The 24455-nt window shown below is 42.2% G+C and carries 22 protein-coding genes and 1 tRNA gene; 18 read left to right on the top strand and 5 right to left on the bottom strand.

All coding sequences use genetic code 11. The features are described 5' to 3' along the window. The first annotated feature begins 51 nt into the window (after positions 1-51). Both INE92_RS13795 and INE92_RS13790 read left to right on the top strand, forming a co-directional pair. Positions 52-1275 carry an NADH:flavin oxidoreductase gene (locus INE92_RS13795; protein WP_004315786.1) on the top strand — a complete coding sequence of 408 codons (1224 nt, stop codon included), beginning with the start codon at positions 52-54 and terminating at the stop codon, positions 1273-1275. After that, on the top strand, positions 1272-2123 hold the full coding sequence (locus INE92_RS13790; RefSeq protein WP_015531439.1) for an SDR family oxidoreductase: 852 nt from the start codon (positions 1272-1274) through the stop codon (positions 2121-2123). Before INE92_RS13795 ends, INE92_RS13790 begins: the two co-directional genes overlap by 4 nt. 202 nt (positions 2124-2325) lie before the next feature. On the opposite strand, the gene INE92_RS13785 is transcribed toward INE92_RS13790, so the two are convergent. Next, a complete protein-coding gene (locus tag INE92_RS13785; protein ID WP_004312012.1) occupies positions 2326-3981 on the bottom strand; it encodes an IS1182 family transposase in 1656 nt (551 codons plus the stop codon). 140 nt (positions 3982-4121) lie between these two features. On the opposite strand from INE92_RS13785, the gene INE92_RS13780 reads away from it, so the two are divergent. The 7 genes from INE92_RS13780 to INE92_RS13750 all read left to right on the top strand — a co-directional run bounded on the left by INE92_RS13780 (position 4122) and on the right by INE92_RS13750 (position 14587). Beyond that, positions 4122-6536, top strand: a complete 2415-nt coding sequence (locus INE92_RS13780; RefSeq protein ID WP_117809990.1) for a TonB-dependent receptor — start codon at positions 4122-4124, stop codon at positions 6534-6536. Positions 6537-6576: 40 nt separating this feature from the next. Continuing rightward, positions 6577-7965: a DUF4374 domain-containing protein gene (locus INE92_RS13775; RefSeq protein ID WP_004315782.1), complete on the top strand. Its 1389-nt coding sequence runs from the start codon at positions 6577-6579 to the stop codon at positions 7963-7965. Positions 7966-8054: 89 nt separating this feature from the next. Continuing rightward, a complete protein-coding gene (locus INE92_RS13770; protein ID WP_195436758.1) occupies positions 8055-9263 on the top strand; it encodes a PepSY-associated TM helix domain-containing protein in 1209 nt (402 codons plus the stop codon). 162 nt (positions 9264-9425) lie between these two features. Next, positions 9426-11093, top strand: a complete 1668-nt coding sequence (locus INE92_RS13765) for an ISL3 family transposase (protein WP_074911576.1) — start codon at positions 9426-9428, stop codon at positions 11091-11093. Between the two features lie 301 nt (positions 11094-11394). Beyond that, positions 11395-11775 (top strand): hypothetical protein, encoded by a 381-nt coding sequence (locus tag INE92_RS13760; protein ID WP_015532999.1) that lies wholly within the window; start codon positions 11395-11397, stop codon positions 11773-11775. Positions 11776-11810: 35 nt separating this feature from the next. Further along, complete coding sequence (locus INE92_RS13755) at positions 11811-12668, top strand: IS3 family transposase (protein WP_015533000.1); 858 nt, start codon at positions 11811-11813, stop codon at positions 12666-12668. Positions 12669-13279: 611 nt separating this feature from the next. Next, complete coding sequence (locus INE92_RS13750; protein ID WP_008771523.1) at positions 13280-14587, top strand: IS5 family transposase; 1308 nt, start codon at positions 13280-13282, stop codon at positions 14585-14587. Positions 14588-14862: 275 nt separating this feature from the next. Here INE92_RS13750 and pfkA read toward each other — a convergent pair whose 3' ends face one another. The 3 genes from pfkA to cmk form a co-directional block, all read right to left on the bottom strand. Continuing rightward, the gene (gene pfkA, locus INE92_RS13745; protein WP_004297914.1) at positions 14863-15843 is read right to left on the bottom strand and encodes a 6-phosphofructokinase; all 981 of its coding nucleotides are present in this window, start codon (positions 15841-15843) and stop codon (positions 14863-14865) included. 200 nt (positions 15844-16043) lie between these two features. After that, entirely contained in the window at positions 16044-16913 is an 870-nt protein-coding gene (locus tag INE92_RS13740) for a 4-hydroxy-3-methylbut-2-enyl diphosphate reductase (RefSeq protein WP_004315780.1), read from the bottom strand. 8 nt (positions 16914-16921) lie between these two features. Continuing rightward, complete coding sequence (gene cmk, locus INE92_RS13735) at positions 16922-17755, bottom strand: (d)CMP kinase (protein ID WP_182425116.1); 834 nt, start codon at positions 17753-17755, stop codon at positions 16922-16924. Between the two features lie 70 nt (positions 17756-17825). On the opposite strand from cmk, the gene INE92_RS13730 reads away from it, so the two are divergent. The 9 genes from INE92_RS13730 (at position 17826) to INE92_RS13690 (ending at position 23734) form a co-directional block, all read left to right on the top strand. Then, positions 17826-18509: an energy transducer TonB gene (locus INE92_RS13730; protein WP_004321840.1), complete on the top strand. Its 684-nt coding sequence runs from the start codon at positions 17826-17828 to the stop codon at positions 18507-18509. A gap of 69 nt (positions 18510-18578) precedes the next feature. Then, entirely contained in the window at positions 18579-19553 is a 975-nt protein-coding gene (locus INE92_RS13725) for a polyprenyl synthetase family protein (RefSeq protein ID WP_055236359.1), read from the top strand. Between the two features lie 15 nt (positions 19554-19568). Beyond that, on the top strand, positions 19569-20285 hold the full coding sequence (locus tag INE92_RS13720) for a hypothetical protein (protein ID WP_008024785.1): 717 nt from the start codon (positions 19569-19571) through the stop codon (positions 20283-20285). After that, complete coding sequence (locus tag INE92_RS13715; RefSeq protein ID WP_008024783.1) at positions 20279-21055, top strand: TatD family hydrolase; 777 nt, start codon at positions 20279-20281, stop codon at positions 21053-21055. Before INE92_RS13720 ends, INE92_RS13715 begins: the two co-directional genes overlap by 7 nt. Before the next feature lie 120 nt (positions 21056-21175). Beyond that, a tRNA-Ser gene (locus tag INE92_RS13710) sits at positions 21176-21263 on the top strand. Between the two features lie 74 nt (positions 21264-21337). Further along, the gene (locus INE92_RS13705; protein WP_004315775.1) at positions 21338-22138 is read left to right on the top strand and encodes a MotA/TolQ/ExbB proton channel family protein; all 801 of its coding nucleotides are present in this window, start codon (positions 21338-21340) and stop codon (positions 22136-22138) included. Positions 22139-22144: 6 nt separating this feature from the next. Then, positions 22145-22630 (top strand): hypothetical protein, encoded by a 486-nt coding sequence (locus tag INE92_RS13700; RefSeq protein WP_008019454.1) that lies wholly within the window; start codon positions 22145-22147, stop codon positions 22628-22630. A gap of 36 nt (positions 22631-22666) precedes the next feature. Then, complete coding sequence (locus INE92_RS13695; RefSeq protein ID WP_212702051.1) at positions 22667-23260, top strand: ExbD/TolR family protein; 594 nt, start codon at positions 22667-22669, stop codon at positions 23258-23260. 3 nt (positions 23261-23263) lie between these two features. Beyond that, the gene (locus INE92_RS13690) at positions 23264-23734 is read left to right on the top strand and encodes an ExbD/TolR family protein (RefSeq protein ID WP_004315772.1); all 471 of its coding nucleotides are present in this window, start codon (positions 23264-23266) and stop codon (positions 23732-23734) included. Between the two features lie 111 nt (positions 23735-23845). Here INE92_RS13690 and INE92_RS13685 read toward each other — a convergent pair whose 3' ends face one another. Further along, complete coding sequence (locus INE92_RS13685; protein WP_008024780.1) at positions 23846-24385, bottom strand: GNAT family N-acetyltransferase; 540 nt, start codon at positions 24383-24385, stop codon at positions 23846-23848. Positions 24386-24455: the final 70 nt, after the last annotated feature.

The following is a 24455-nucleotide window of genomic DNA, read 5'->3' as shown; positions in this document are numbered from 1 at the left end:
GGGCGTTTTTCATCATGATTTACGTATGACTTAAATAAAATATCAACTACTATGGAATCTAAACTTTTTAGCCCGGTCACCTTTGGCCCTTTGACGCTGCGGAATCGAACGATCCGTTCGGCAGCTTTTGAGAGCATGTGTCCGGAGAATACTCCCACGCAGATGTTGCTGGATTACCATCGGTCGGTAGCTGCGGGGGGAGTGGGTATGACAACAGTGGCTTATGCTGCCGTGACACAAAGCGGACTTTCTTTCGACCGTCAGTTGTGGTTGCGTCCGTCCATTATTCCCCGTTTACACGAATTGACAAAAGCTGTGCACGATGAAGGTGCCGCAGTAGGTATACAAATCGGGCATTGTGGAAATATGTCCCATAAAAATATATGTGGTGTCACTCCTATATCCGCATCTTCAGGCTTCAACCTCTATTCTCCTACGTTTGTGCGTGGAATGGAAAAAGAGGAGCTTCCGGAAATGGCGAAAGCGTATGGAAATGCAGTCAATCTGGCGAGGAAAGCCGGGTTTGACGCCGTTGAAGTACATGCGGGGCACGGCTATTTGATTAGTCAATTCCTGTCTCCCTACACCAATCATCGGAAAGATGAATATGGCGGTTCGCTCGAAAACCGGATGCGTTTTATGGATATGGTGATGGAAGAAGTGATGAAAGCGGCAGGCAGTGATATGGCAGTTTTCGTAAAAATGAATATGCGCGACGGCTTCAAAGGAGGAATGGAGATAGACGAATCCATACAAGTGGCCAAACGTCTGTTGGAACTTGGTGCTCATGGATTGGTGTTGAGTGGTGGTTTTGTCAGCAAAGCGCCGATGTATGTAATGAGAGGTGCCATGCCGATTCGTTCGATGTCTTACTATATGAATTGTTGGTGGCTGAAATACGGAGTCCGTATGTTTGGCAAATGGATGATACCCTCTGTGCCCTTCAAAGAGGCCTATTTCCTTGAAGATGCATTGAAATTCCGTGCGGCTCTTCCGGATGCGCCGTTGATTTATGTCGGTGGTCTTGTTTCCCGTCAGAAAATAGATGAAGTGCTCGATTCCGGTTTTGATGCCGTGCAGATGGCGAGAGCGTTACTCAACGAACCGGGATTCGTGAACCGGATGAAACAGGAGGAACAAGCACGTTGCAACTGTGGACACAGTAATTATTGCATAGGACGTATGTATACGATAGAAATGGCTTGTCATCAACATTTGAAAGAACAATTACCTTCCTCTTTACAAAAGGAGATTGATAAACTGGAGAAAAAATGAGTGAAATGAAATGGGCAATCATCACCGGTGCGGACGGAGGAATGGGAACAGAAATAACACGTGCCGTAGCCAAAGCCGGTTATCGAATCATTATGGCTTGTTATCATCCGCAGAAAGCGGAGGTTGTTCGTGAACGTTTGAGCAAGGAAACCGGAAACCCGGATTTGGAAGTTATGGCTATCGATTTATCTTCTATGCAATCCGTAGTTGCTTTTGCCAGTCAGATCTTAGAAAGGAATCTTCCCATCTCTTTGTTAATGAACAATGCCGGAACGATGGAGACAGGTTTTCATACTACTTCCGAAGGATTCGAACGAACGGTAAGTGTGAACTACATGGGACCTTATCTGCTTACCCGGAAATTAATTCCGCTGATGGTGCGTGGAGCGCGTATCGTAAATATGGTTTCCTGTACATACGCAATCGGCAAGCTCGACTTCCCGGATTTCTTTCATAGAGGGAAAACGGGAACGTTTTGGAGGATTCCTGTTTACAGTAACACGAAGCTGGCTTTATTATTGTTTACTTTCGAACTTTCCGAGCAACTTCGAGAGAAAGGGATTAGCGTCAATGCTGCGGATCCGGGAATTGTTTCTACTGATATCATCACTATGCACAAGTGGTTCGATCCGTTGACGGATATTTTTTTCCGTCCTTTTATCCGTAAACCCAAGAAAGGGGCTTCTACGGCAATCGGTTTACTGTTGGACGAAAAGGAAGCCGGTGTGACAGGACAACTGTATGTCAATAACCACCGGAAAAACTTGTCTGATAAATACACGAATCATGTGCAGAAAGAGCAGTTGTGGGAGATAACGGAACGTGCGTTGGCGAGTTGGCTGAAGTAGGGTTTCTTTTCTTTTTTTATTTAAATTATCCAGTATTTACTTATATATAGGTATTGTACATATCTATATACCTCATTTTTGTTGTCTTATTTTTACCAATAGATAGGGATTGTTTGGCACTTCTTTTTCTGCTTGGAGGTGTGTCGTAATGCACGATGCACCTCTTTTTTTGTTCATCACTATACAAATCTGTTCACTTTCTTTAAGCTGCGATCTTTTGAAGATTTCTTTGATTTATGTGTTCCCAGCATCTAAAAACAGCAGTTGTAAGCTCATAAAACAGTCTAATCAGCCAGTTCATACCCTTTTTTGTCAGTTTTGCACACATCTTTTTTATATTGAAGGCAATGGCTAGGAAGGCAAAGTCCATGAAGACCTTGTCCTTTCCAAAATGTCGGAAACGTTTGTAGTTCATATTGTTTTTAATTTGTCCGAACACGGCTTCCGGTTCTATGCATCTCTGCCCTCTGTGTTTCAGTCCTTTCTCAGAGCAGAGCAGTTCTTTGGCTCTCCGCTTGTATTGTCTAAGCCTATGATTCAGTTCTATCGTCCTGTTTCCTTTTGCTTTAAAACAGCGGCATCGCAGGGGACAGCCTTCACACCTGACAGCTCTGTACCGTGCATTTTCGTTGACATATCCGGATGCGGTTTTCACATTCCTGGTGCCTATCCTCCGCATCCTTTGCCCCATAGGGCAGATGCAGAAGTCATGTTCTTCATTGTAGTAGAAGTTTTCGGCCTTGAACGGGTCCGGTTTGAATCTCGGCCGCTGCTCCATGTGGAAATAGTTGTACTTTACGTAGGCTTCCATGCCGTTTTCGGACATGAAGCGGTAATTCTCTTCGGAGCCATAGCCGGAATCAGCAACCACCGTATGGGCCATCCGGTCATACCTGTTTGAAAAAGATTGCAGGAAAGGAATCAGGGTCAGTGTATCCGTAGGGTTCGGGAAGAGTGCAAAATCGGTGATGAACTGATTTTCGGTGCCGATTTGAAGGTTGTAACCGGGCTTCGTCTGTCCGTTGCGCATGGCATCCTCCTTCATTCTCATAAAAGTAGCGTCCTTGTCCGTCTTGGAATAGGAATTCCTCTCTTGCAGCGTTTCCAGATGGCAGTCGTATTCCTGCAGTTTGTCCCTGTGTTCTTCCAGTTCCTTCAACTGTTTGCGTTTCTTTTTCAGTTCAGTCTTTTCCTCTTTCGCGGATGGCTCGGAAACCTGTTCCAGTGCATGACGCAATTCTCCTGCCATTTCAGTCAGCATGGCCGGAGTGAACCCAACCTCCTCATTGTTCTCTGATGACTTCTCCCGGGCAATGACATCGTCTATCTGCCCTAACAGGACATGTATCTTCTTCATCAGGCGTTCACGGTTCCGCTCAACCGTTTTTCGCCAGACGAAAGTGTACTTGTTGGCTTTGGATTCGATCTTTGTCCCGTCAATGTATTCCACATTCAGGCTGATGAAGCCTTTGGAAGAGAGAAGAACTACGGTTTGCGTAAACACCTCGTTGATTTCCTTCTTCACCCGGTTGCGGAAACGGTTGATGGTAATGAAATCCGGTTTCTCATATCCGGCCAGCCAGATATAATGGATGTCACGGTGAAGGAGCTTTTCAATTTTCCGGCAGGAGTAGATGTTGTTCATATAGGCATACAGAATGACCTTGAGCATCATCCTGGGGTGGTAAGGGCTGCGCCCGCATTCCTTATACAGCTTTCTGAAACTTTCAAGATTCAAGCCCTCAACCAGGGCGTCAACCATGCGCACCGGATCGTTTTCTGCAATATCCTCATCAATTCTTTGAGGAAAAAGAACGGTTTGGTTGGGATTGTAAGGACGAAAATGTATCTTTGTCATAGTGAAATTCTTATGCCTAAAGATACAAAATCTTTAGGTAATAACAAAGCCCCAGCTTGTGAAAGTCGGGGCTTTGTGCGTAAAAAACAGAAGGTGTGCATTTTGACACACCTTCTATAAAGTAAAAAGGTAAAAAGGAGATGAGCAATAAATGTTTTTTGGTTTTTCTGGCATTCTTGTTTTCCGTATCCGTATATTCACAACAGGGGCGTCACCGTAGTAGTTTAATTTCGGGCAGAGTGATGTCTACAGAGAAAGAAGTGGTGGATTTTGCGACAGTTTATCTGAAAGGAACCAACCAAGGATGCTATACAGATGAAAAAGGTATATATCATTTGAAAACGACAGCAGGTGAATATACACTCGTCGTTTCGGCTATCGGTTATCAAACGGTAGAAAAGAAAGTTAAATTAGCCAAGGGAGAAAGAATAAAAGTAAACGTCACTATCGCACCGGCGGTAAAAGAACTGGGAGAGGTGCTGGTCACGACATCCGGAGTCGGTCGTGTGAATCAATCTGCTTTTAATGCGGTAGCCATTGATGCGAAGAAATTGCATAATAGTACGCAGACTTTGGCGGGTGCACTGACTAAAGTGCCCGGTGTAAAACTCCGCGAATCAGGTGGAGTGGGATCGGATATGCAATTGTATATCGATGGCTTTAGCGGAAAACATGTGAAAATCTTCATTGACGGCATACCACAGGAAGGAGCCGGTGCTGCATTCGATTTGAACAATGTTCCTATTAATTTTGCTGACCGTATAGAAGTCTATAAAGGAGTAGTTCCCGTAGGATTCGGAACCGATGCTATTGGGGGAGTGGTTAATATTGTCACCAACAAACAACCCGGAAAGTGGTTTATGGATGCTTCCTATTCTTACGGTTCGTTTAATACTCATAAATCATACGTGCGCTTCGGACAAACGTTCAAGAATGGTTTCATGTATGAGGTTAATGCTTTTCAAAACTTTTCGGATAATGATTATTATGTAGACACTTACGTACGCGAATTTGAGATTAAAGAAGATGGAAGTGTACGTTTTCCGCCACTTGATAAAAATAAGATTTATCATCTGAAACGTTTTAATGACCAGTATCATAATGAAGCCGTGATTGGAAAAATCGGCCTGGTAGGAAAGAAATGGGCAGACCGTTTAGCGTTGAGTTTCAATTATTCCCATTTCTATAAAGAGATACAAACAGGCGTTTATCAAGATGTCGTGTTCGGTGAAAAATTCCGCAAAGGACATTCGTTGGTCCCTTCTTTAGAATATTACAAAAAGAACTTATTGGTGAAAAACCTGGATCTGCTGTTGACTGCCAATTACAATCATAATATCACCAATAATGTCGATACCGCTTCGCGGGCTTACAACTGGCGTGGAGATTTTTATGAAAAAGGTAGCCGGGGAGAACAGTCTTATCAGAACAGTGAATCTAAAAATAGAAACTGGAATGGGACGCTGAAGATGAATTATCATATCGGACAGGCGCATACGTTTACTTTCAGTCATGTAATCAGTGATTTTGAACGTACGAGCCGCTCTACCATCGGTGCTTCTTCCAAATTCACGGACTTTTCTATTCCTAAAATCACACGTAAAAACGTCAGCGGGCTTTCTTACCGTCTGATGCCGTCGGACAGATGGAATGTGTCGGCATTTGCCAAATATTATCGGCAATACAACAAGGGACCGGTATCGCAGAATACGGATGGAATAGGCAATTATATCAATCTGTCCAATACGGCAAGCGCTCTTGGATATGGAGCGGCAGGTACCTATTTTATATGGAAAGATCTTCAGGTGAAACTTTCGTACGAAAAGGCTTTCCGCCTGCCGACCACGGACGAACTCTTTGGAGATGAAGACCTTGAAGCTGGTAAAATGAATCTGAAACCGGAGAAAAGTGATAATGTCAATTTGAGTTTCAGCTATAATCATCAGTTTGGCAAGCATGGATTGTATGCCGAGGCCGGTTTGATATATCGGGATACGAAAGATTACATAAAAAGAGGACTGGACGTATTGGGAGGAACAAGCTACGGATATTATGAGAACCACGGTCACGTAAGGACCAAAGGGTATAATTTGTCATTGCTTTATAGCTTCTCGCATTGGTTTGATATAGGAGGAACATTCAATAGCATCGATACTCGTGATTACGAAAAGTTTCTGGCGGGTTCTTCTTTGCAGGAAAGCATGCACTATAAGGTGCGTATGCCGAATCTGCCCTATCGTTATGCTAATATCAATGCAAATTTTTATTGGAATGACCTGTTTGTCAAAGGAAATGTGTTGAGCATCGGCTATGATAGCTACTGGCAGCACGATTTTCCTCTTTATTGGGAAAATCTCGGAGATAAAGATTCAAAGAATATGGTGCCGGAACAGTTTTCTCATAATCTGTCTTTGTCCTACACCATGAAGAATGGACGTTATAATGTATCATTTGAATGTAGGAATTTCACCGATGCCCAACTGTTTGACAATTTTAGCCTGCAAAAAGCGGGGCGCGCATTCTATGGAAAGTTCAGAGTGTTTTTCGGTAAATAATAAGAGTAAGTTTTTAGTATCAATCAATAATAAAGAATATATGAAGAAGTTTTTATTACAGGCTTTTGCCGTAGCTTTTTGTTTGAGTAGCGGTGTGTTTGTGGCATCTTGCGACGATGATAATAATCCGGTGGATAACCCGCCGATTGATGGAGAAACGGCTTATGTGGTGGCTGCCACAACTGGTGAAGCAAGTTATTTGGTAGTAGCCAATTCTTTGGATGAAGGAACAGTGTCGACTCAAGGGAATGGAACCGAAGTGATTGGCGGTACCTATTGGGTATATAAAGGACTGGATTATGTGTTTGCTTTAGTTTATAATAAAGGTGGCGCAGGTACAGGAGCTTCCTATTATTTGGGGGCAGATGGTAAAATGAAAGAAAAGTACACATACACTTATAATCGTATCACGTCTTATGGGACCTGGGGGGATAAAGTGGTGACTGTTTCCACCGGGGACTCGAAAATAACGGATGAGGATCAGAATGTGGCTCAAGCATTGTTGTTCAACTATCTGGATGCAACCGACGGCAGTCAGGAAGAGGGTACCTTGCTTGCCGAAAATTACTTGGGTAATGGTGAAAAAGTTTCATGGGCAGGTCTGGTTGAAGCTAACAATAAGATTTATACATCTGTCATCCCAATGGGAATGAGTAAGTACGGTATTAAAAAATGGCCGGAAGCTGTGACAGATCAGGAACTTGTGACTAAGACTGACGGTGGTAGCGGCAGCGGTGCATATACAGCCGGTGTTATTCCTTCTACACAATACCCGGATAATGCTTACGTGGCAATTTATAATGGCACGAACTTTAATGAGACTCCGGTGATTGCCAAGACTGATAAAATAGGCTATGCATGCGGTCGTATGCGTTCACAATATTATCAGACCATTTGGGCCGCTGATAATGGTGACGTCTATGTGTTCTCTCCCGGATATGGACGTACGGCAGTTTCATCTTCAGATTTGAAGAAGGTAACAGGACAGAAGCCTTCGGGCGCAATGCGTATCAAAGCAGGTGCAACAGATTTCGATCCGGATTACTATGTGAACTTTGAAGAGATAGGCACTAAACATCCTATTTTCCGTTGCTGGCACATCTCTGAAGATTACTTCCTGCTTCAATTGTATAAAAAGGGAGCGGAAGATATGATTAATGGCGGTACAAGTGCAGATGTCAGCGAATTAGCTGTTTTCAAGGCGGAAGATCAGACGATTATGCCTGTTACAGGTCTGCCGGCTGACGGAAAGTTTGGTGGCGAGCCTTATGGAGAAAAAGGCTATGCTTATATGGCTGTCACTGTGACTACGGGCGAGAAACCGGCCTTCTATAAAATAGACGCAAAAACAGGCAAGGCAGTCAAAGGTTTGACGGTAGAAGCTGACGCTATCACTACGGTAGGTAAGATGGAATATCTTTCAAAATAATACAGTCGGTTAAATAGAGAATCTTTTGTAGATAAAAGCCTGCCGAGCGGAAAGCTTTGCAGGCTTTTTCAAGAAATAGGATTGAAAACATGAAAAAAATATTCAGAAAGATACATTTGTGGCTTTCCGTCCCTTTCGGACTGATAATAACTCTTGTCTGCTTCTCCGGTGCCATACTGGTATTTGAAAATGAGGTGAATGAGTGGTTTCGACGCGATCTTTACTACGTAGAAACGGTAAAGGAGTCTCCTCTTCCTATGGATAAGCTGCTTGAAAAAGTGGCAACGACATTGCCTGACAGTGTATCGGTGACCGGTGTCAGCATATCTTCTGATCCCGGACGTGCGTATCAGGTTAGTCTTTCCAAACCACGTCGTGCATCTTTGTATGTAGACCAGTATACGGGAGAAGTAAAAGGAAAAAGCGAGCGTAGCGGCTTTTTTATGTTTATGTTTCGAATGCATCGCTGGCTGCTGGATAGTATGAATCCGGGAAATGAAGGGATCTTTTGGGGCAAAATGATTGTAGGTGTCAGTACGCTTTTACTTGTTTTTGTACTGATTTCGGGAATTGTCATTTGGTGGCCGCGTACACGTAAAGCATTGAAGAATAGCCTGAAAATAACAGCAACAAAAGGTTGGAGAAGGTTTTGGTATGACTTGCATGTGGCAGGTGGAATGTATGCTCTGATCTTTCTATTGGCTATGGCACTGACGGGATTGACCTGGTCTTTTCCGTGGTATCGGACAGCTTTCTATAAGGTCTTCGGGGTGGAAGTACAGCAACGTGCCGCCCAAGGACATGAACAGAAAAGTGATGCTCAAAAGAGGGATACCAAACTGGCAGCCCATCGGGAAAAGAAAAGAGAAGGAAATGAGGTTCGAAAGGGTGAAAGAAGCAGACGTCCGGAAAACAATCACAGTGATATGTACTCGGTAACTTCACCATTCGTTTATTGGCAGGAGATTTATGATAAACTAAGACGTCAGAATCCGGAGTATAAGCAAATCAGTATTTCTTCTGGTACGGCAAGCGTGTCTTTCAACCGTTTCGGTAATCAGCGGGCATCTGACCGTTATTCTTTCAATACGGATAATGGTGAATTTACAGAAACAAGTCTTTATCAACATCAAGACAAGTCGGGAAAGATTCGTGGTTGGATTTATTCTGTGCATGTTGGTAACTGGGGAGGAATGTTTACTCGCATACTTACCTTTATTGCTGCCTTATTGGGGGCTGCACTACCACTGACTGGATATTATTTATGGATAAAAAGACTCATAAAGGTACGGAAATGAATGAAATTTTTTCCTACTATAAAGTTGAAAACGGTTCTTCGTCAAATTTGGTGGTAATCTCTTTTTTATTTCAACTGTCTTCTTCTTTCTTAATCCTATTAAAAGTTGTAGATATGTTTGCTTTTTAGTAACTTTAAAGACACCACATCATTAAGAGTTACAATGCAACAAGTCATATCTACAACGTACAAATATACATCAAAAAAAGAAAATACTCCTACAAATAGGGGATTATTCCATGATTTCAGATTCAGTCTTGGCTACGATAATCTGCAACAAGATGGTATCTCTGAAGCTGTTGGCTCATTGACGGTCTTTTTACATACGGCTGGCAAGGGGGCTTCCTGTCCTTATTGCGGACATTTCAGTCACCGATTGCACAGTTACTACTCCCGTCATATTCAGGATCTTGAAGTTTACGGTCATACTTTGGAGTTAGTCATAAAGGTTGGTAAATATTATTGTGACAATGTTTCTTGTCCGCAAAAAATATTCTGCGAACCGTTGTCTTTTCTGGCTCGTCGGTATGGTAGACGGAGCTATCTTGTTGAGGAACGCATCAGATCGATAAGCTTGGAACTTACTTCCCGAAAGGCCTCTTCTCTTTTGCAGCTGTTCCATATAACGGCCAGTAGCTCTTCCTGCTTACGCATCCTACAACAGTGCGGGCAACATAATCCTATGCATAATAAAAGTATTTATGTAGGTATTGATGATTTTGCCTATAAAAAAGGTAAGGATTATATGAGTGTGGTCGTAGACCAGATGACACACATGCCTATTGCTTTGTTAGAGGATAGAAGCGGAGAAGCGCTTGATAACTGGCTCGCCCGGAATCCTCAAATACAATATATAACGAGAGACCGTGGAAGATGTTTCACAGAGGCTATAAACAGAATAATCCCTGGTGTTACACAAATCTGCGACCGGTTCCATCTAACCAAGAATATGACGGACACAATGATACCGGAAATAGAGAAAATGATTCGTCAGACTAAGCAAAAGCTCAAATACGAATATCCTGACAGAGACACGGCTTCTTCGTTAATTCTTCAGGACATATTTAACATGGGAGATGTCCGACACAGAGAAAAATTGAAGATATACAGGGAAAGCCTGAACTTAAAAATGCAGGGGATGACCATTGAGCAGACAGCCGCACATTTAGGCAAGAAAAGTCGCTACATTTATAAGCTCATTCACAACAGGAGAATAGGGGCATACTTGAATGAGCAACAGAAGACAGCTCTTAAATATGTATCCGAACTGGCTACAATCATTAGTGCGGGCTGTATTACCCGAAATATATTGGCACAAAAAATGGGAAGTAAAATCAGTGGCGCACTTATTGGAAGGATAACATCCAGCTTGCGAAAAATGTATCAACAAAAGAGGAAAGAAGTCAAGGAGCATAATGAGAGCATTGAAAACGGAAGTAAAACACAGAGAGTTTCACAGAATCAGATACGCAAATACATTCTAAAGGGAGAATCGGATAATCCTAAACTAGCGGAACTGTATAAGTCCTCACCGCAGATTAAAGAACTTTTAAGCGTGTGTCAGAATTTCAGAGATATGATTAATGGGAACACTTATGATAAGGATATTAGAAAGTGGATTGAAAAAGCGAAGGCAACACGGAATATGGCACTGACGAACTTTGCATATGGTATTGAAAAAGACTGGGAGGCAGTACAGGCAGCTATTGATATCCCCTTCAGTAACGGATTACTGGAGGGGACAGTGAATAAAATTAAAGCGGTAAAAAGACAGATGTACAATAGGGCAGGAATTAAACTACTGAGAGCGAAGATTATTTATTCACAATAGAAGAAGTACCACCAAATTTGACGAAGAACCTTGAAAAACATAAAAACATCTGCCACCTGCAACGAAACGCGTGTAATGCACTAGTTAATAGATAGTTGTAACGTTGCAGATACCTGTGGCAGATAGGTTGCAGATAAAGTATCTGCAACACGTTATATAATCAAAGAAAAAGCCTTGATTCCTTTGTGCAAAGCTATGGGATAATTGGGGTGACTCTATGGAGAAATTGTGGTCTCTACGGGGAAACGACAGTATCTGTAGTGTACTAAATAAGTTGACACTTCTTAAATGCGAAATTCCCATGAAAGAATTAAAAAAGAAGTACACTCCTTACACAGAATCCGAACGAATGTCTTATATTCGTGAGTATTTATCTACTTCGGAAACGAAGTATCAGTTTGCCAAACGTACCGGTATTTGCCGTCGTCTGCTGATTCTTTGGCTTGATAAGTATCATATAAATGATAAAGTTATGAGTACAGACCACCCCTCTTTCAACAAATACTCTGCTGAGTCTCTCAATGAACTGGAGAAAGAACTCGCTGCATTGCGTGCCGAAAATCGCAAACTTCAGCGTGCTCTTCAGGAGGAAAGTCTTCGTCATGAAGCTTGTGAGGAATTAATAAATCTTGCTGAGTCAACCTATCACATCAAGGTTCGAAAAAACTCCGATGCCAAGTAATCGATACCTTGTCACAGGGGAACTCTGCCCGTCATATGCGCGGTAGGCTACAGTTCCTCTGTGATTACTTCGGCATAACCAGACAAGGTTATTATAAGCATGTCAACAGAAAAAAGGAAATAGACATCCTCACATCAAGCATTGTGTTGTATTGTAATGAGTTACGTAAACTTATGCCTAAGGCTGGTATACGTGAACTCTATGCATGCTGTCTCCGCAAGTTTGGTGTCAGGATGGTCATTGGGCGTGATCAATGCTATAATATTTTTCGTGCTAATGGCCTGTGTCAACGTGTCAGACATGTGAGACCAAAGACAACAAATTCTAATCATAATTATTACATTTATCCGGACTTGCTAAATGTTACTCCTAAATTTGTAGCTGACACATTCGGTTCAATGGTTGTAGCGGACATAACCTATGTTGCCACGTACCAGGGATGGGCTTACCTGTCTCTTCTTACCGATGCGGGCAGTCGGGCGATAGTTGGATATGCCCTGTGCAAAACACTTGAAGCGGAAGGTCCCTTAAAGGCACTGAGGATGGCTATAGACTTTTACAACAGATACAATGTTGATTTGAGTAGTCTCATACACCATTCTGACCGGGGAGTGCAATACTGCTCAAACCTGTATGTGGATATGCTCAAGAAACATCATATCAATATTAGTATGACGCAGTGTGGAGATCCGCTACATAATGCCCTGGCTGAACGGATGAATAACACGATCAAGAATGGGTGGTTGTTTGACTGCGAAGATGACAGCTTTGAACAGTTGGATAAACGTATAAGCGACGCCATATATGCATACAATTATGTTCGACCCCATCAAGGTATACAAATGAAAACACCGATGGAACATATTCGTAAGTACGCGGAAAAAGGTAGTTGAAGTCCCGCTCGTCGGGACGGGTGCTCCCGCCCCTTGCCGCGAGGGCGATCCCCGAGCGAAGAGTTTTTGTTGTTTAATGAAGTTTACAGCCCGAAGTCTTGCATTTATAAGAAAAGATACATATGTTTGCAACATCTTTAATATGACAACTTATTAAGGAATTACAAAGGGACAAGTAAACTTATTTAGGTTTTAAAATATATTGAGTTAACTAACTTAGGTATAACAAACGAAGTTGTCAACTAAATCCAGTACAGTACAATCCTTACGTAGAAACTGTAGTGTCCCGCCTTAGAAACTCTCGTTTCCTGCCGTGGAAATTGTAATTTCTAATGCCGGAAACGACAGTTCCCCGCCTGGAAACGGGAAGTTAATGTATACAATAAACTTTTGTACCCATAGAGAATTAGCTTATGTAAGGCTTATACTGTGTGGCAGATACTTTGATCTGCAACCTATCTGCAACAGTATCTGCAACGTTACAACTATCTATTAACTAGTCGCCCCTTAGAATGTGCTTTTACGCCTAATAATCAACATATTAATATATAAATTGCTTTGATATATCTGCAAGTTTTTGTATCTTTATGGTTGAAAACTTGCAGATTATTATGATAAACAAGACCACCCCTCAGCCCTCCTTGTTCAGCTCTTTGACAGACCAGCTGAATCCCAGGCATCCCTTATACCTGCTTGCCAATAAGATAGACTGGCGCCGTTTTGAAGAAGCTTTCTCCCCGCTATACTGTGCCGTCAACGGTCGTCCGGCCAAACCCATCCGCCTGATGTGCGGACTTCTGATTCTTAAGCACGTGCGTAACCTGTCCGATGAATCGGTTGTTGAACAATGGAGCGAGAATGCTTATTACCAGTACTTTTGCGGTATGTTGGAATTCACGCCTTCCTATCCCTGCAATGCAAGCGAACTGGTACACTTCCGTAAGCGTGTCGGAGAAAATGGCATGGAACTGATTCTGTCAGAAAGTATCCGCGTCAATCAGGAGGACGACGGCCCGGACCATCACTGCACGGCCTTCATCGATTCCACGGTACAGGAAAAGAACGTGACTTATCCCACGGATGCGAAGTTGCATAAAAAGATAGTCCGCAAAGTGTTGTCTGTCGTAAAATCCTTAGGGCTTCCTTTGCGCCAGAGCTATACCTTTGTCCTCAAGAAGATCTACCGTGACCAGCGTTTCCGTAACCACCCCAAGAACCGTGGCAAGGCCCTGAAAGCGGACAAGCGGCTGCGCACCATTGCGGGAAGGCTTGTCAGGGAACTGAGGCGCAACCTGAAAGAAAACCACGGCTACGACTCCCTGCTCGACCTCTTTGAGCGGGTGCTTTCACAGAAGCGCAATTCTCCCGGGAAAATCTATTCCCTGCATGAACCGGAGGTGCAGTGTATCAGCAAGGGGAAAGAACATAAGAAATACGAGTTCGGCAACAAGGTTTCAATCGTCCGCTCAATTACCGGTGTCATACTGGGTGCCAAGTCTTTCCGGAATGAATATGACGGGCATACCATTGAAGAATCCCTCAGGCAGGTGGAACGCATTACCGGAAAGAAGATCAGGAAGTTGGCCGGGGACAGGGGGTACAGAGGAAAGAAAGAGGTGGGCGGCACCGGGATACTGATACCCGATGTTCCAAACAGGAAAGACAGTTATTACACACGCAAGAAGAAACATAAGCTATTCTGCAAGCGTGCAGGAATAGAGCCGACTATCGGGCATTTGAAATCAGACTTTCGTTTAGGACGCAACTTTTATAAAGGTGTGTTCGGGGATGTTGTCAATCTGCTCTTAGCCGCAGCAGCGTACAACTTCAAAAGAGCCATGAGGGTTCTTTGGCTACTTGTTGAAAAAATCTGCGGGACACTGTTTTCTTGCAATATCCCGCAGATGAGTACTTTTTAAGGGACGACTAACTAGTGAATTACACGCGTTTCGTTGCAGGTGGCAGATGTTTTTATGTTTTTCAACTTTATAGTAGGAGGATTACGCATCAAAATTAGGGTCGCAATCGTAAGTCATAAAACAAATTCACCTCTGTGTCCGTGTCCTCTGTGGTGAAAAGAAGCATTGAATAAATGAAAGAAGAGCGGTGAATGATAAGGAAATCTCCCGTTCATCCACCGCTCTTTATCTTATCTTATATACTGATATAAGCTGAACTCCTAAAAATAAAAAGATTAGATTGAAAGCTCTTTCAATACAGTGACAAGATCTCTCTTGATTGGTTTGTCATTCTTAATAGCCTTACTGAACGGTACGTAAACGATTTCATCATGTTCGATTCCGATCATTACGTTACGTTGATCTTCCATAATAGCATCGATAGCAGCAGCACCGAGGCGGCTTGCCAGGATACGGTCGTGGGCAGTCGGGCTACCACCACGTTGCAAGTGACCTAAGATCGTCACACGTACATCGTATTGCGGGTATTCGTTTTTCACACGTTCGGCATAATGCATGGCTCCTCCGGTCAGTTCGCTTTCGGCTACCAATACAATACTACTGTTTTTTGATTTACGGAATCCGTTCTTGATAAACTCTTCCAGTTGGTCGACTTCCGTACTGAATTCCGGAATAATAGCAGCTTCCGCTCCCGAAGCGATGGCTCCGTTCAGTGCAAGGAAACCGGCATCACGTCCCATCACTTCAACAAAAAACAAACGTTCGTGTGAAGTGGCCGTGTCGCGGATCTTATCCACAGCGTCCAATATCGTATTTAATGCAGTGTCATATCCGATGGTAGTATCTGTACCGTAAAGGTCATTATCAATAGTTCCCGGCAGTCCGATACATGGAACATCAAATTCCTGTGCAAAGATACGTGCACCTGTCAGTGAACCGTCTCCACCAATGATAACCAAGGCATCAATGCCTTCTTTTTTCATATTATCATAAGCCAACTGGCGACCTTCCGGAGTCGTGAACTCTTTACAACGGGCTGTTTTCAGGATAGTACCACCCAACTGGATGATATTACTCACATTCTGACTCTTAAATTCTTTGATTTCACCCGTGACCAGACCTTTATAGCCTCTGTATATACCTTTGACTTGCAATCCATTGTAGATAGCTGCACGTGTCACTGCACGTATAGCAGCGTTCATTCCCGGAGCATCACCTCCGGAGGTCAAAATTCCGATACACTTAACTGTTCCCATATAACAATCTCTCATTAATTAGTTTGACGCGGCAAATGTACAATAAAAAGTTGAAAGCAGCGGTTATGAAGTTTTTTTTCGTATGAAGAAAACATTAAAAATGTTCAAATAGCCCTTTCTTGCTTTCTTTTTATTCATTCGTGTTACTTTGCCGTTTTTTCTTATGTTGCTTTGCTATTATTCTTTTATGAATAAAGCAGTTATTCTTTGATAAGCGTCCGAATGTGATTGTAAATCTTCTCCATCAACCATTTCGGAGTAGAAGTCGCCCCACATACGCCAATCGATTTTACGTTTTGAAGAAGAGAAGGATCGATTTCTTTCTCGTTATCTATCAAATGCGAATTAGCGTTCACCTTCAAACATTCTTCAAACAACATCTTTCCGTTCGAACTCTTTTTGCCGCTGACGAAGAAGATCAAATCGTGTGTAGCCGCAAACTCCCGGAGCTTAGGCATACGGTTGGCAACCTGACGGCAGATCGTATCATAATATTCGAAAGTCGCCTCCGGTGAAATATGTTGTTTGAAGTATTCTACGATTTCCTGAAATTCGTCCAGTGACTTGGTTGTCTGTGAGAAAAGGCGGATACTTTTATTTAAATCCAGCTTTTTGGCTTCCTCTGCCTTTTCAATCACAATTGCTTTTCCGTCTGTCTGTCCTACCAGTCCCAGCACTTCAGCGTGTCCGCTCTTGCCGTAGATGACAATTTGCTTTTCTTCGTCACTGTCTGCCAGATAGCCTTGCCGGATGCGTTTCTGCAAACGTAATACAACCGGACAGGTCGCATCGATAATCTCGATATTATTTTCACGGGCAATTATATAAGTTTCCGGTGGCTCTCCATGCGCCCGGAGCAATACTTTTGCATTTTTCAATTGCTTGAATTCTTCCCGATTGATGGTGATTAATCCCATCGTTTTCAGCCTGTCCACTTCCCGGCTATTGTGCACAATGTCTCCGAGGCAATAGAGTGTTTCTCCCTTTGCCAACTCTTCTTCTGCCTTATGAATGGCTGTCACCACACCAAAGCAGAAGCCGGAACCTTCGTCTATCTCTACCTTGATCATAAAACAAACTATTTACTTACCTTATTAAATTGTTCGAAAAGCCATTTTTTCTGCTCTTCAATCGATAAGTCGGTATTATCCAGGAGCAGCGCATCTTCTGCTTTGCGCAGCGGGCTTACTGCACGGTTTTGATCGATATAATCCCGTTGTTTCACATTTTCCAGAATCTCGTCGAAGCTGGCTTCCTGTCCCTTTGCTTTCAGCTCGTCATAACGGCGTTGAGCACGGATTTCGGGAGTGGCGGTTACAAATATTTTTAGTTCAGCATCTGGGAAAACAGTGGTACCTATGTCCCGGCCATCCATGACAATCCCCTTCTCATTTCCCATTGCTTGTTGTTGAGCTACCATTGCTTCACGTACGAAGTCGAGCGTACTGATAGGACTCACTTTGGAAGAAACCTCCATCGAACGGATTTTATTCTCTACATTCACACCGTTGAGATAAGTGTCGGGACGTCCGGTTTCCTTATTCAGCCGGAACGATATATGAATGTCCTTAATTTCTTTTTTCAGCCTCTCCGTATCGATAACGTCTCCGTCGAAAATTCCGTTTTCTATACTATATAAGGTGACCGCACGATACATGGCTCCGCTGTCAATGTAAATGTAGCCCACTTCACGAGCCAGATCTTTAGCCATTGTGCTTTTTCCGCAAGAGGAAAAACCATCGATTGCAATTGTTATCTTTTTCATATTCAGTTCATCTGATTTGTCCGCCAAAGATACGGTAAATTTGAAAATCAACCATAAGTTTGCCGTTAAAAGGAGCAAGACAAGTACGAAAGAATTAAAAAAGTTAAAAAGCCGGATAAAAAGAGGCAAAGAGGGGAACGAATACATGAAAATGTACTATATTTGCCCGGAGACACATGAAAGGACACTTTTTTTTAATCATTATATTAATAAATTTATGGAAGTTAAAAAATCACCCAAAGCAGACCTGGAAGGCAAGAAGTCTACATGGTTGCTCGTTGGTTACGTGGTAGTTCTAGCTTTCATGTTCGTGGCGTTCGAATGGACCCAGCGTGACGTGAAGATTGATACAAGCCAGGCAGTAGCTGATGTCGTGTTTGAAGAGGAAATTATTCCTATTACCGAAACCCCTGAACAAGCAGCTCCACCACCACCTGAAGCTCCAAAAGTAGCAGAATTGCTGGAGATTGTGGATGATAAAGCTGATATTGAGGAAACAACAACTATTATCAATGAAGATAACCAAGCTCGTGTAGAAGTAAAATATGTGCCTGTACAAGTTGTTGAAGAAGAACCGGAAGAACAGACTATTTTCGAAGTTGTAGAAAACATGCCGGATTTCCCGGGCGGACAAGCAGCTTTGATGCAGTATCTGGCAAAGAATATTAAATATCCGACTATCGCACAGGAAAACGGAACTCAAGGACGTGTTATCGTACAGTTCGTTGTTAACAAAGACGGTAGTATCGTAGATGCGAAGGTTGTACGTAGCGTTGACCCGTATCTGGATAAAGAAGCCCTCCGTGTGATTAATACCATGCCGAAGTGGAAACCAGGTATGCAGCGCGGAAAACCGGTACGTGTTAAATTTACGGTTCCTGTGATGTTTAGATTGCAGTAATTTGTAATAATATAAATTAGGAGGCTGCTTTCGGCAGCCTCTTTTTATTCATTAATTTTTTTATTCATCATGTTTACAGCTTCTCAATTACTTGATAAGATAAATAATCATATTTCTGAAATTCAGTTTACCCGGACGCCGAAAGGACTTTATGAACCGATTGAATATATCCTTTCTCTGGGTGGGAAGCGGATACGTCCTGTATTAATGTTGATGGGATATAACTTGTATCGGGAGGATGTAGCGTCTATATACGATCCTGCCACTGCAATTGAAGTTTACCACAACCACACCTTGTTGCATGATGATTTGATGGATCGTTCGGATGTGCGCAGAGGCAAACCTACTGTACACAAAGTATGGAACGATAACACTGCTGTTCTTTCGGGAGATGCTATGTTGATTCTGGCATTTCGCTATATGACGGGATGTCCGCAGGAACATCTGAAAGAAGTGATGGATTTATTCAGTTTGACTACACTTGAGATCTGTGAAGGGCAGCAACTGGATATGGAATTTGAGTCCCGCTGTGATGTGACAGAAGACGAATACATTGAAATGATTCGTTTGAAAACGGCAGTGTTGCTTGCTGCTAGTCTTAAAATCGGTGCAATTTTGGCAGGAGCGACTGCTGAAGATTCAGAGAATCTTTATCATTTTGGGATGCATATCGGAGTTGCGTTCCAATTGCAGGATGATTTGTTGGATGTATACGGTGATCCGGAAGTGTTCGGGAAGAAGATAGGCGGAGACATTCTTTGCAATAAAAAAACATATATGCTTATCAAAGCACTGGAGCACGCAGATGAAAAGCAGCAGGAAGAATTGAATCGTTGGTTGAATGCAGAAACTTTTCAACCAGCAGAAAAAATAAAAGCGGTAACTGAAATCTATAATCAGTTGAATATCCGTAATGTCTGCGAAAACAAAATGCGCGAATATTACACCCTTGCTATGGAAAGCCTGGCTGCAGTCGCCGTTGCAGAAGACAGGAAAAAAGAATTGAAGAATCTTGTGAAATTATTAATGTATCGTGAAATGTAGCTAAGTGTCAGAGATATGCCTTACAGACGATTACCAAATACTGATCAAGCAAGAGTTCGGGCGTTGAAAGCGGCAGTCGAAAAGGGGGAGATGTATAACGTACGTGACTTGGCTATTACATTAAAGACATTATTTGAGGCACGTAATTTCTTACATCGGTTCGAGGCTGCGCAAATTTATTATACACAGTGTTACAACAACCAGTCGCGTGCCAGCCGTAAGCATCAGATGAACGTGAAGACCGCCCGGTTGTATATCTCTCATTTTATCCAAGTACTCAATTTGGCAGTACTTCGCGATGAAATCAAAGTGGCGCATAAAGAATTATATGGCCTGCCTGCTTCAAACACAGTGCCGGACCTGTTGAGTGAAGCCGCACTGGTAGAGTGGGGGAAGAAAATAATTGAAGGCGAACAACAAAGAACAACTCAAGGCGGCATACCTATTTATAATCCGACTATTGCACGTGTAAAAGTGCATTATGATATTTTTCTGGAAAGCTACGAACGGCAGAAAAACTATCAGGCATTAACCAGTCGCAGTCTTGATGAACTGGCATCCATGCGTGGGCGTGCAGATGAATTGATTCTGGATATCTGGAACCAGGTAGAAGCTAAATATCAGGATGTCACTCCCAATGATACCAGATTAGAAAAATGTCGCGACTACGGACTGATATATTATTATCGCTCCAGCGAGAAAGTAAAAGAAGAAAAAGAAATATCATGCTGATAGATACTCATTCTCACCTTTTTGTTGAAGAATTTACCGAAGACCTGCCGCAGGTGATGGAACGTGCACGGAAAGCGGGAGTTTCCTATATTTTCATGCCCAACATAGACAGTACCACCATTGATGCTATGTTGTCAGTGTGTAGGGATTATCCGGGTTTTTGCTATCCGATGATCGGGCTGCACCCGACTTCCGTCAATGAATCCTATGAACAGGAATTAGCAGTTGTACGCAAGTACTTGTCGACTTCTAATGAATTTGTGGCTATCGGAGAAATAGGCCTCGACCTTTATTGGGACAAGACTTTTCTGAAAGAACAAATTTTGGCTTTTGAAAAGCAAATAGAGTGGGCATTAGAGTATGACCTTCCGATTGTAATTCATTCAAGAGAAGCATTTGAATATATATATAAGGTAATGGAGCCCTATAAAAAGACGCCATTGACCGGCATTTTTCATAGTTTCACCGGGACATCGGAAGAAGCGGCGAAATTGTTGGAATTCGAAGGATTTATGTTAGGTATTAACGGAGTCGTTACTTTTAAGAAATCGACTTTACCGGAAACACTGACGACAGTTCCTTTAGAACGCATTGTGCTCGAAACCGACTCCCCTTATTTAGCTCCTGTGCCGAACCGGGGGAAGAGAAATGAGAGCGCCAATGTAAAAGACACACTTATGAAGGTGGCGGAGATTTATCAGATAACTCCAGAGCACGTAGCAGAGGTCACTTCTGTTAATGCGCTAAAAGTGTTTGGAATCCGCAAATAAGGTTCGAAAGGTTTTAAATTATATTAATTTGCAGTATTTATTCAAGATAAAAGAGGGAGAATGCTTCAAGAAAAGAAAAAAAAGAATACATTTGTAGCTGAAAATGCAGAAAACATGCAGGGAGAGATGCTCGAGTGGTTGAAGAGGCACGCCTGGAAAGCGTGTATACGCCAAAAGTGTATCCGGGGTTCGAATCCCCGTCTCTCCGCAGACATGAAAAAGAGAAGAGAAGTAAATACAATAATAATAATCAATTAATTAATCTTAAAAATTAGACACACAATGAAAAAGTTATTTGCAATTGTTGCTGTGATTGGGGCCTTCACTTTTGGCTCAATTCAACTTGCTCAGGCTCAAGATGCTCCTGCAGCAGAACAAACTGAACAACAAGCTGCTCCTGCCGCTGAAGCTACTACTGCTGCTGCTCCTGCTGCAGAAGAAGGTGGTATTCACAAGGAAATCAAAGTTAAATTCATCGAAGGTACTGCATCTTTCATGAGTTTGGTAGCTATCGCTTTGGTGATCGGTTTGGCTTTCTGTATCGAACGTATCATTTATTTGAGCTTGGCTGAAATCAACACAAAAAAATTCATGGCATCTATCGAAGCTGCTTTGGAAAAAGGTGATGTTGAAGCTGCTAAAGACATTGCTCGTAACACCAGAGGTCCGGTTGCTTCTATTTACTATCAAGGTCTGATGAGAATTGATCAGGGTATTGATGTAGTTGAGAAGTCAGTTGTATCTTACGGTGGTGTACAGGCTGGTTACCTTGAAAAAGGATGTTCTTGGATCACACTGTTTATCGCAATGGCTCCGTCACTCGGATTCTTGGGTACTGTAATCGGTATGGTGCAGGCATTTGATAAAATCCAGCAGGTAGGTGATATCTCTCCGACGGTTGTTGCAGGTGGTATGAAAGTTGCCTTGATTACAACTATCTTCGGTTTGATCGTAGCATTGATCCTTCAGGTATTCTACAACTATGTACTTGCTAAGATTGAAGCTCTGACTAGCGAAATGGAAGATTCTTCTATCTCTTTGTTAGACATGGTAATCAAATATAACTTGAAATACAAAAAATAATCGAAGATGAGTAAGTTAACATATAGAGCATCGTATTATGCACTTTATGCGATGTTTGCCATCATCCTGATCGTATTGTGCCTTTTCTTCTTGGGAGGAGATGCAACAGGCGATGCAGTGATTGCGGGAGTAGATCCCGAGATGTGGCAGCCGGCTCAAACAGACGCCTTACTTTATTTGATGTATGCTTTGTTTGGCATTGCCATTGCAGCTACTATACTTGGTGCAATATTCCAATTTGGAGCAGCCTTGAAAGATAATCCGGCAAATGCTATCAAATCTTTACTTGGTTTGGTTCTTTTAGTTGTTGTTTTAGTTGTTGCTTGGTCTATGGGTGACGGAACACCAATGCAGATTCAGGGCTATAGCGGTACAGACAACGTTCCTTTTTGGCTGAAAATAACTGATATGTTCCTTTATTCTATTTACATCCTGTTGTTTGTAACAGTTGTTGCAATCATCGTGAGTGGCATAAAGAAGAAATTATCCTAATCAATTGAGTAATTCTCAATTAAATAAGTAATAACAATGGCAAGAGGAAAAAGAAAAGTTCCTGATATTAACTCAAGTTCTACGGCGGATATCGCTTTCTTGTTGCTGATCTTCTTCTTGATTACAACATCAATGGATACGGACCGTGGTTTGGCAAGACTTTTGCCTCCACCGCCCGAAGATCAAGAGCAGGATAATACTGATAAAATCAAAGAACGTAACGTATTGCAGGTATACTTGAATAAAGATGATGCTTTGATGTGCGGTAATGATTATATCGGTGTTGATCAGTTGAGAGAGAAAGCTAAAGAATTTATTGCTAACGTTGCTAACGCAGAACATATGCCTGAAAAAACACAAAAGAATGTAGAATTCTTTGGCACATATCTGGTTAATGACAAGCACGTAATTTCTTTGCAGAATGACCGTGGATCTTCTTATCAGGCTTATATCAGCGTGCAGAACGAATTGGTGGCTGCATACAATGAATTGAGAGACGAGTTGGCTGAACAGAAATTTGGAACTACATATGCGGAATTGAATGACGATCAGCAAAAAGCGATTCGTGAAATTTATCCGCAACGAATTTCTGAAGCAGAACCTAAAAAATACGGAGAAAAAAAGAAGTAAGTAATGGGAAAATTTAATAAGACTGGTAAACGTGAAATGCCGGCATTGAATACTTCTTCGTTGCCTGACCTTATCTTTACCTTGTTGTTCTTCTTTATGATTGTAACAACAATGCGTGAGGTAACGTTAAAGGTACAGTTTACACTTCCGCAAGGTACTGAACTCGAAAAACTGGAGAAGAAATCGCTGGTAACATTCATCTATGTAGGAGAACCTACGCAGGAATATCGCGCAAAAATGGGTACTGAAAGTCGTATTCAGCTCAACGACAGCTATGCTGAAGTTGGTGAAGTACAGGACTTCATTTTCCAGGAACGTGCAAGCATGAATGAAGGTGATGCAGCTAAAATGACTGTATCTCTGAAAGTAGACCAAAAGACAAAGATGGGTATTATTACTGACGTAAAAAATGCTCTTAGAAAATCTTATGCTTTGAAGATTAACTATTCAGCTACTAAACGTGGTGAAAAGTAATTAGTTAATTTGATATATAAAAAGGAAGGGTGTCCAAATCGGTTTGGACACCCTTCCTTTTTATATATTAATATTACACATTTGTACAACTCTTTCTATCGGGATTCTTTTTTAATTGTCTTTTACTCCATATACTTCTTTATGTATTCTCTTTTTGATTGTTTCAAAATCCTTTTCACAATCCAGCTCTCCGTGTACCATTAAATACATGGGAAGAAAATCATCTCCGGGCTTGTAAGGAGGTTGACAGTAGTCTTTTTCCCATAGTGTAAAGCCCTGGCGTTGATAAAAGCTGATACGTCGTTTGGCCATTTCTTCCACCGGACGTTCTACTTCCAATACGATCGGGCGTTTTAAATAATTGCACAAGTATTCCAGTGTACGTTTTCCATAACCTCCATTTCGCAGGGCAGGATTGGTTGCAAAGTGTTCTACATAGTAGAAACTGTCAAAATCCCAATAGGTAATGAAGCCGACTGGCAGGTCATCGTCGAAGATGATGTTATTATGAAAGTTGCCCGTACGGTCAGTGTACTCGCGCAGTTGTTCCAACTGTCGATACTCTTCCGGTGGAAATGCGTCAATTAAGAGCTCTTCCATGAATTTGTAATGTTGCAGGTCCGACGTACTGATTGGTTGAAGTCTAATCATGAGGTTTGGGTTTTAAGTTTGACAATAATATGATTGTATATTGATTTTGTTTTTGGATGAGTATTTACCA

It is taken from the genome of Bacteroides xylanisolvens, from assembly GCF_018289135.1.
Classification (GTDB): domain Bacteria; phylum Bacteroidota; class Bacteroidia; order Bacteroidales; family Bacteroidaceae; genus Bacteroides; species Bacteroides xylanisolvens.
This window is presented reverse-complemented; position numbering and strand designations above follow the sequence as displayed.

Coding starts and splice junctions, on each gene's coding strand:
- INE92_RS13795 (WP_004315786.1), top strand. CDS start 52: ATGGAATCTAAACTTTTTAGCCCGGTCACCTTTGGCCCTTTGACGCTG.
- INE92_RS13790 (WP_015531439.1), top strand. CDS start 1,272: ATGAGTGAAATGAAATGGGCAATCATCACCGGTGCGGACGGAGGAATG.
- INE92_RS13785 (WP_004312012.1), bottom strand. CDS start 3,981: ATGACAAAGATACATTTTCGTCCTTACAATCCCAACCAAACCGTTCTT.
- INE92_RS13780 (WP_117809990.1), top strand. CDS start 4,122: ATGAGCAATAAATGTTTTTTGGTTTTTCTGGCATTCTTGTTTTCCGTA.
- INE92_RS13775 (WP_004315782.1), top strand. CDS start 6,577: ATGAAGAAGTTTTTATTACAGGCTTTTGCCGTAGCTTTTTGTTTGAGT.
- INE92_RS13770 (WP_195436758.1), top strand. CDS start 8,055: ATGAAAAAAATATTCAGAAAGATACATTTGTGGCTTTCCGTCCCTTTC.
- INE92_RS13765 (WP_074911576.1), top strand. CDS start 9,426: ATGCAACAAGTCATATCTACAACGTACAAATATACATCAAAAAAAGAA.
- INE92_RS13760 (WP_015532999.1), top strand. CDS start 11,395: ATGAAAGAATTAAAAAAGAAGTACACTCCTTACACAGAATCCGAACGA.
- INE92_RS13755 (WP_015533000.1), top strand. CDS start 11,811: ATGCGCGGTAGGCTACAGTTCCTCTGTGATTACTTCGGCATAACCAGA.
- INE92_RS13750 (WP_008771523.1), top strand. CDS start 13,280: ATGATAAACAAGACCACCCCTCAGCCCTCCTTGTTCAGCTCTTTGACA.
- pfkA (WP_004297914.1), bottom strand. CDS start 15,843: ATGGGAACAGTTAAGTGTATCGGAATTTTGACCTCCGGAGGTGATGCT.
- INE92_RS13740 (WP_004315780.1), bottom strand. CDS start 16,913: ATGATCAAGGTAGAGATAGACGAAGGTTCCGGCTTCTGCTTTGGTGTG.
- cmk (WP_182425116.1), bottom strand. CDS start 17,755: ATGTATTCGTTCCCCTCTTTGCCTCTTTTTATCCGGCTTTTTAACTTT.
- INE92_RS13730 (WP_004321840.1), top strand. CDS start 17,826: ATGGAAGTTAAAAAATCACCCAAAGCAGACCTGGAAGGCAAGAAGTCT.
- INE92_RS13725 (WP_055236359.1), top strand. CDS start 18,579: ATGTTTACAGCTTCTCAATTACTTGATAAGATAAATAATCATATTTCT.
- INE92_RS13720 (WP_008024785.1), top strand. CDS start 19,569: ATGCCTTACAGACGATTACCAAATACTGATCAAGCAAGAGTTCGGGCG.
- INE92_RS13715 (WP_008024783.1), top strand. CDS start 20,279: ATGCTGATAGATACTCATTCTCACCTTTTTGTTGAAGAATTTACCGAA.
- INE92_RS13705 (WP_004315775.1), top strand. CDS start 21,338: ATGAAAAAGTTATTTGCAATTGTTGCTGTGATTGGGGCCTTCACTTTT.
- INE92_RS13700 (WP_008019454.1), top strand. CDS start 22,145: ATGAGTAAGTTAACATATAGAGCATCGTATTATGCACTTTATGCGATG.
- INE92_RS13695 (WP_212702051.1), top strand. CDS start 22,667: ATGGCAAGAGGAAAAAGAAAAGTTCCTGATATTAACTCAAGTTCTACG.
- INE92_RS13690 (WP_004315772.1), top strand. CDS start 23,264: ATGGGAAAATTTAATAAGACTGGTAAACGTGAAATGCCGGCATTGAAT.
- INE92_RS13685 (WP_008024780.1), bottom strand. CDS start 24,385: ATGATTAGACTTCAACCAATCAGTACGTCGGACCTGCAACATTACAAA.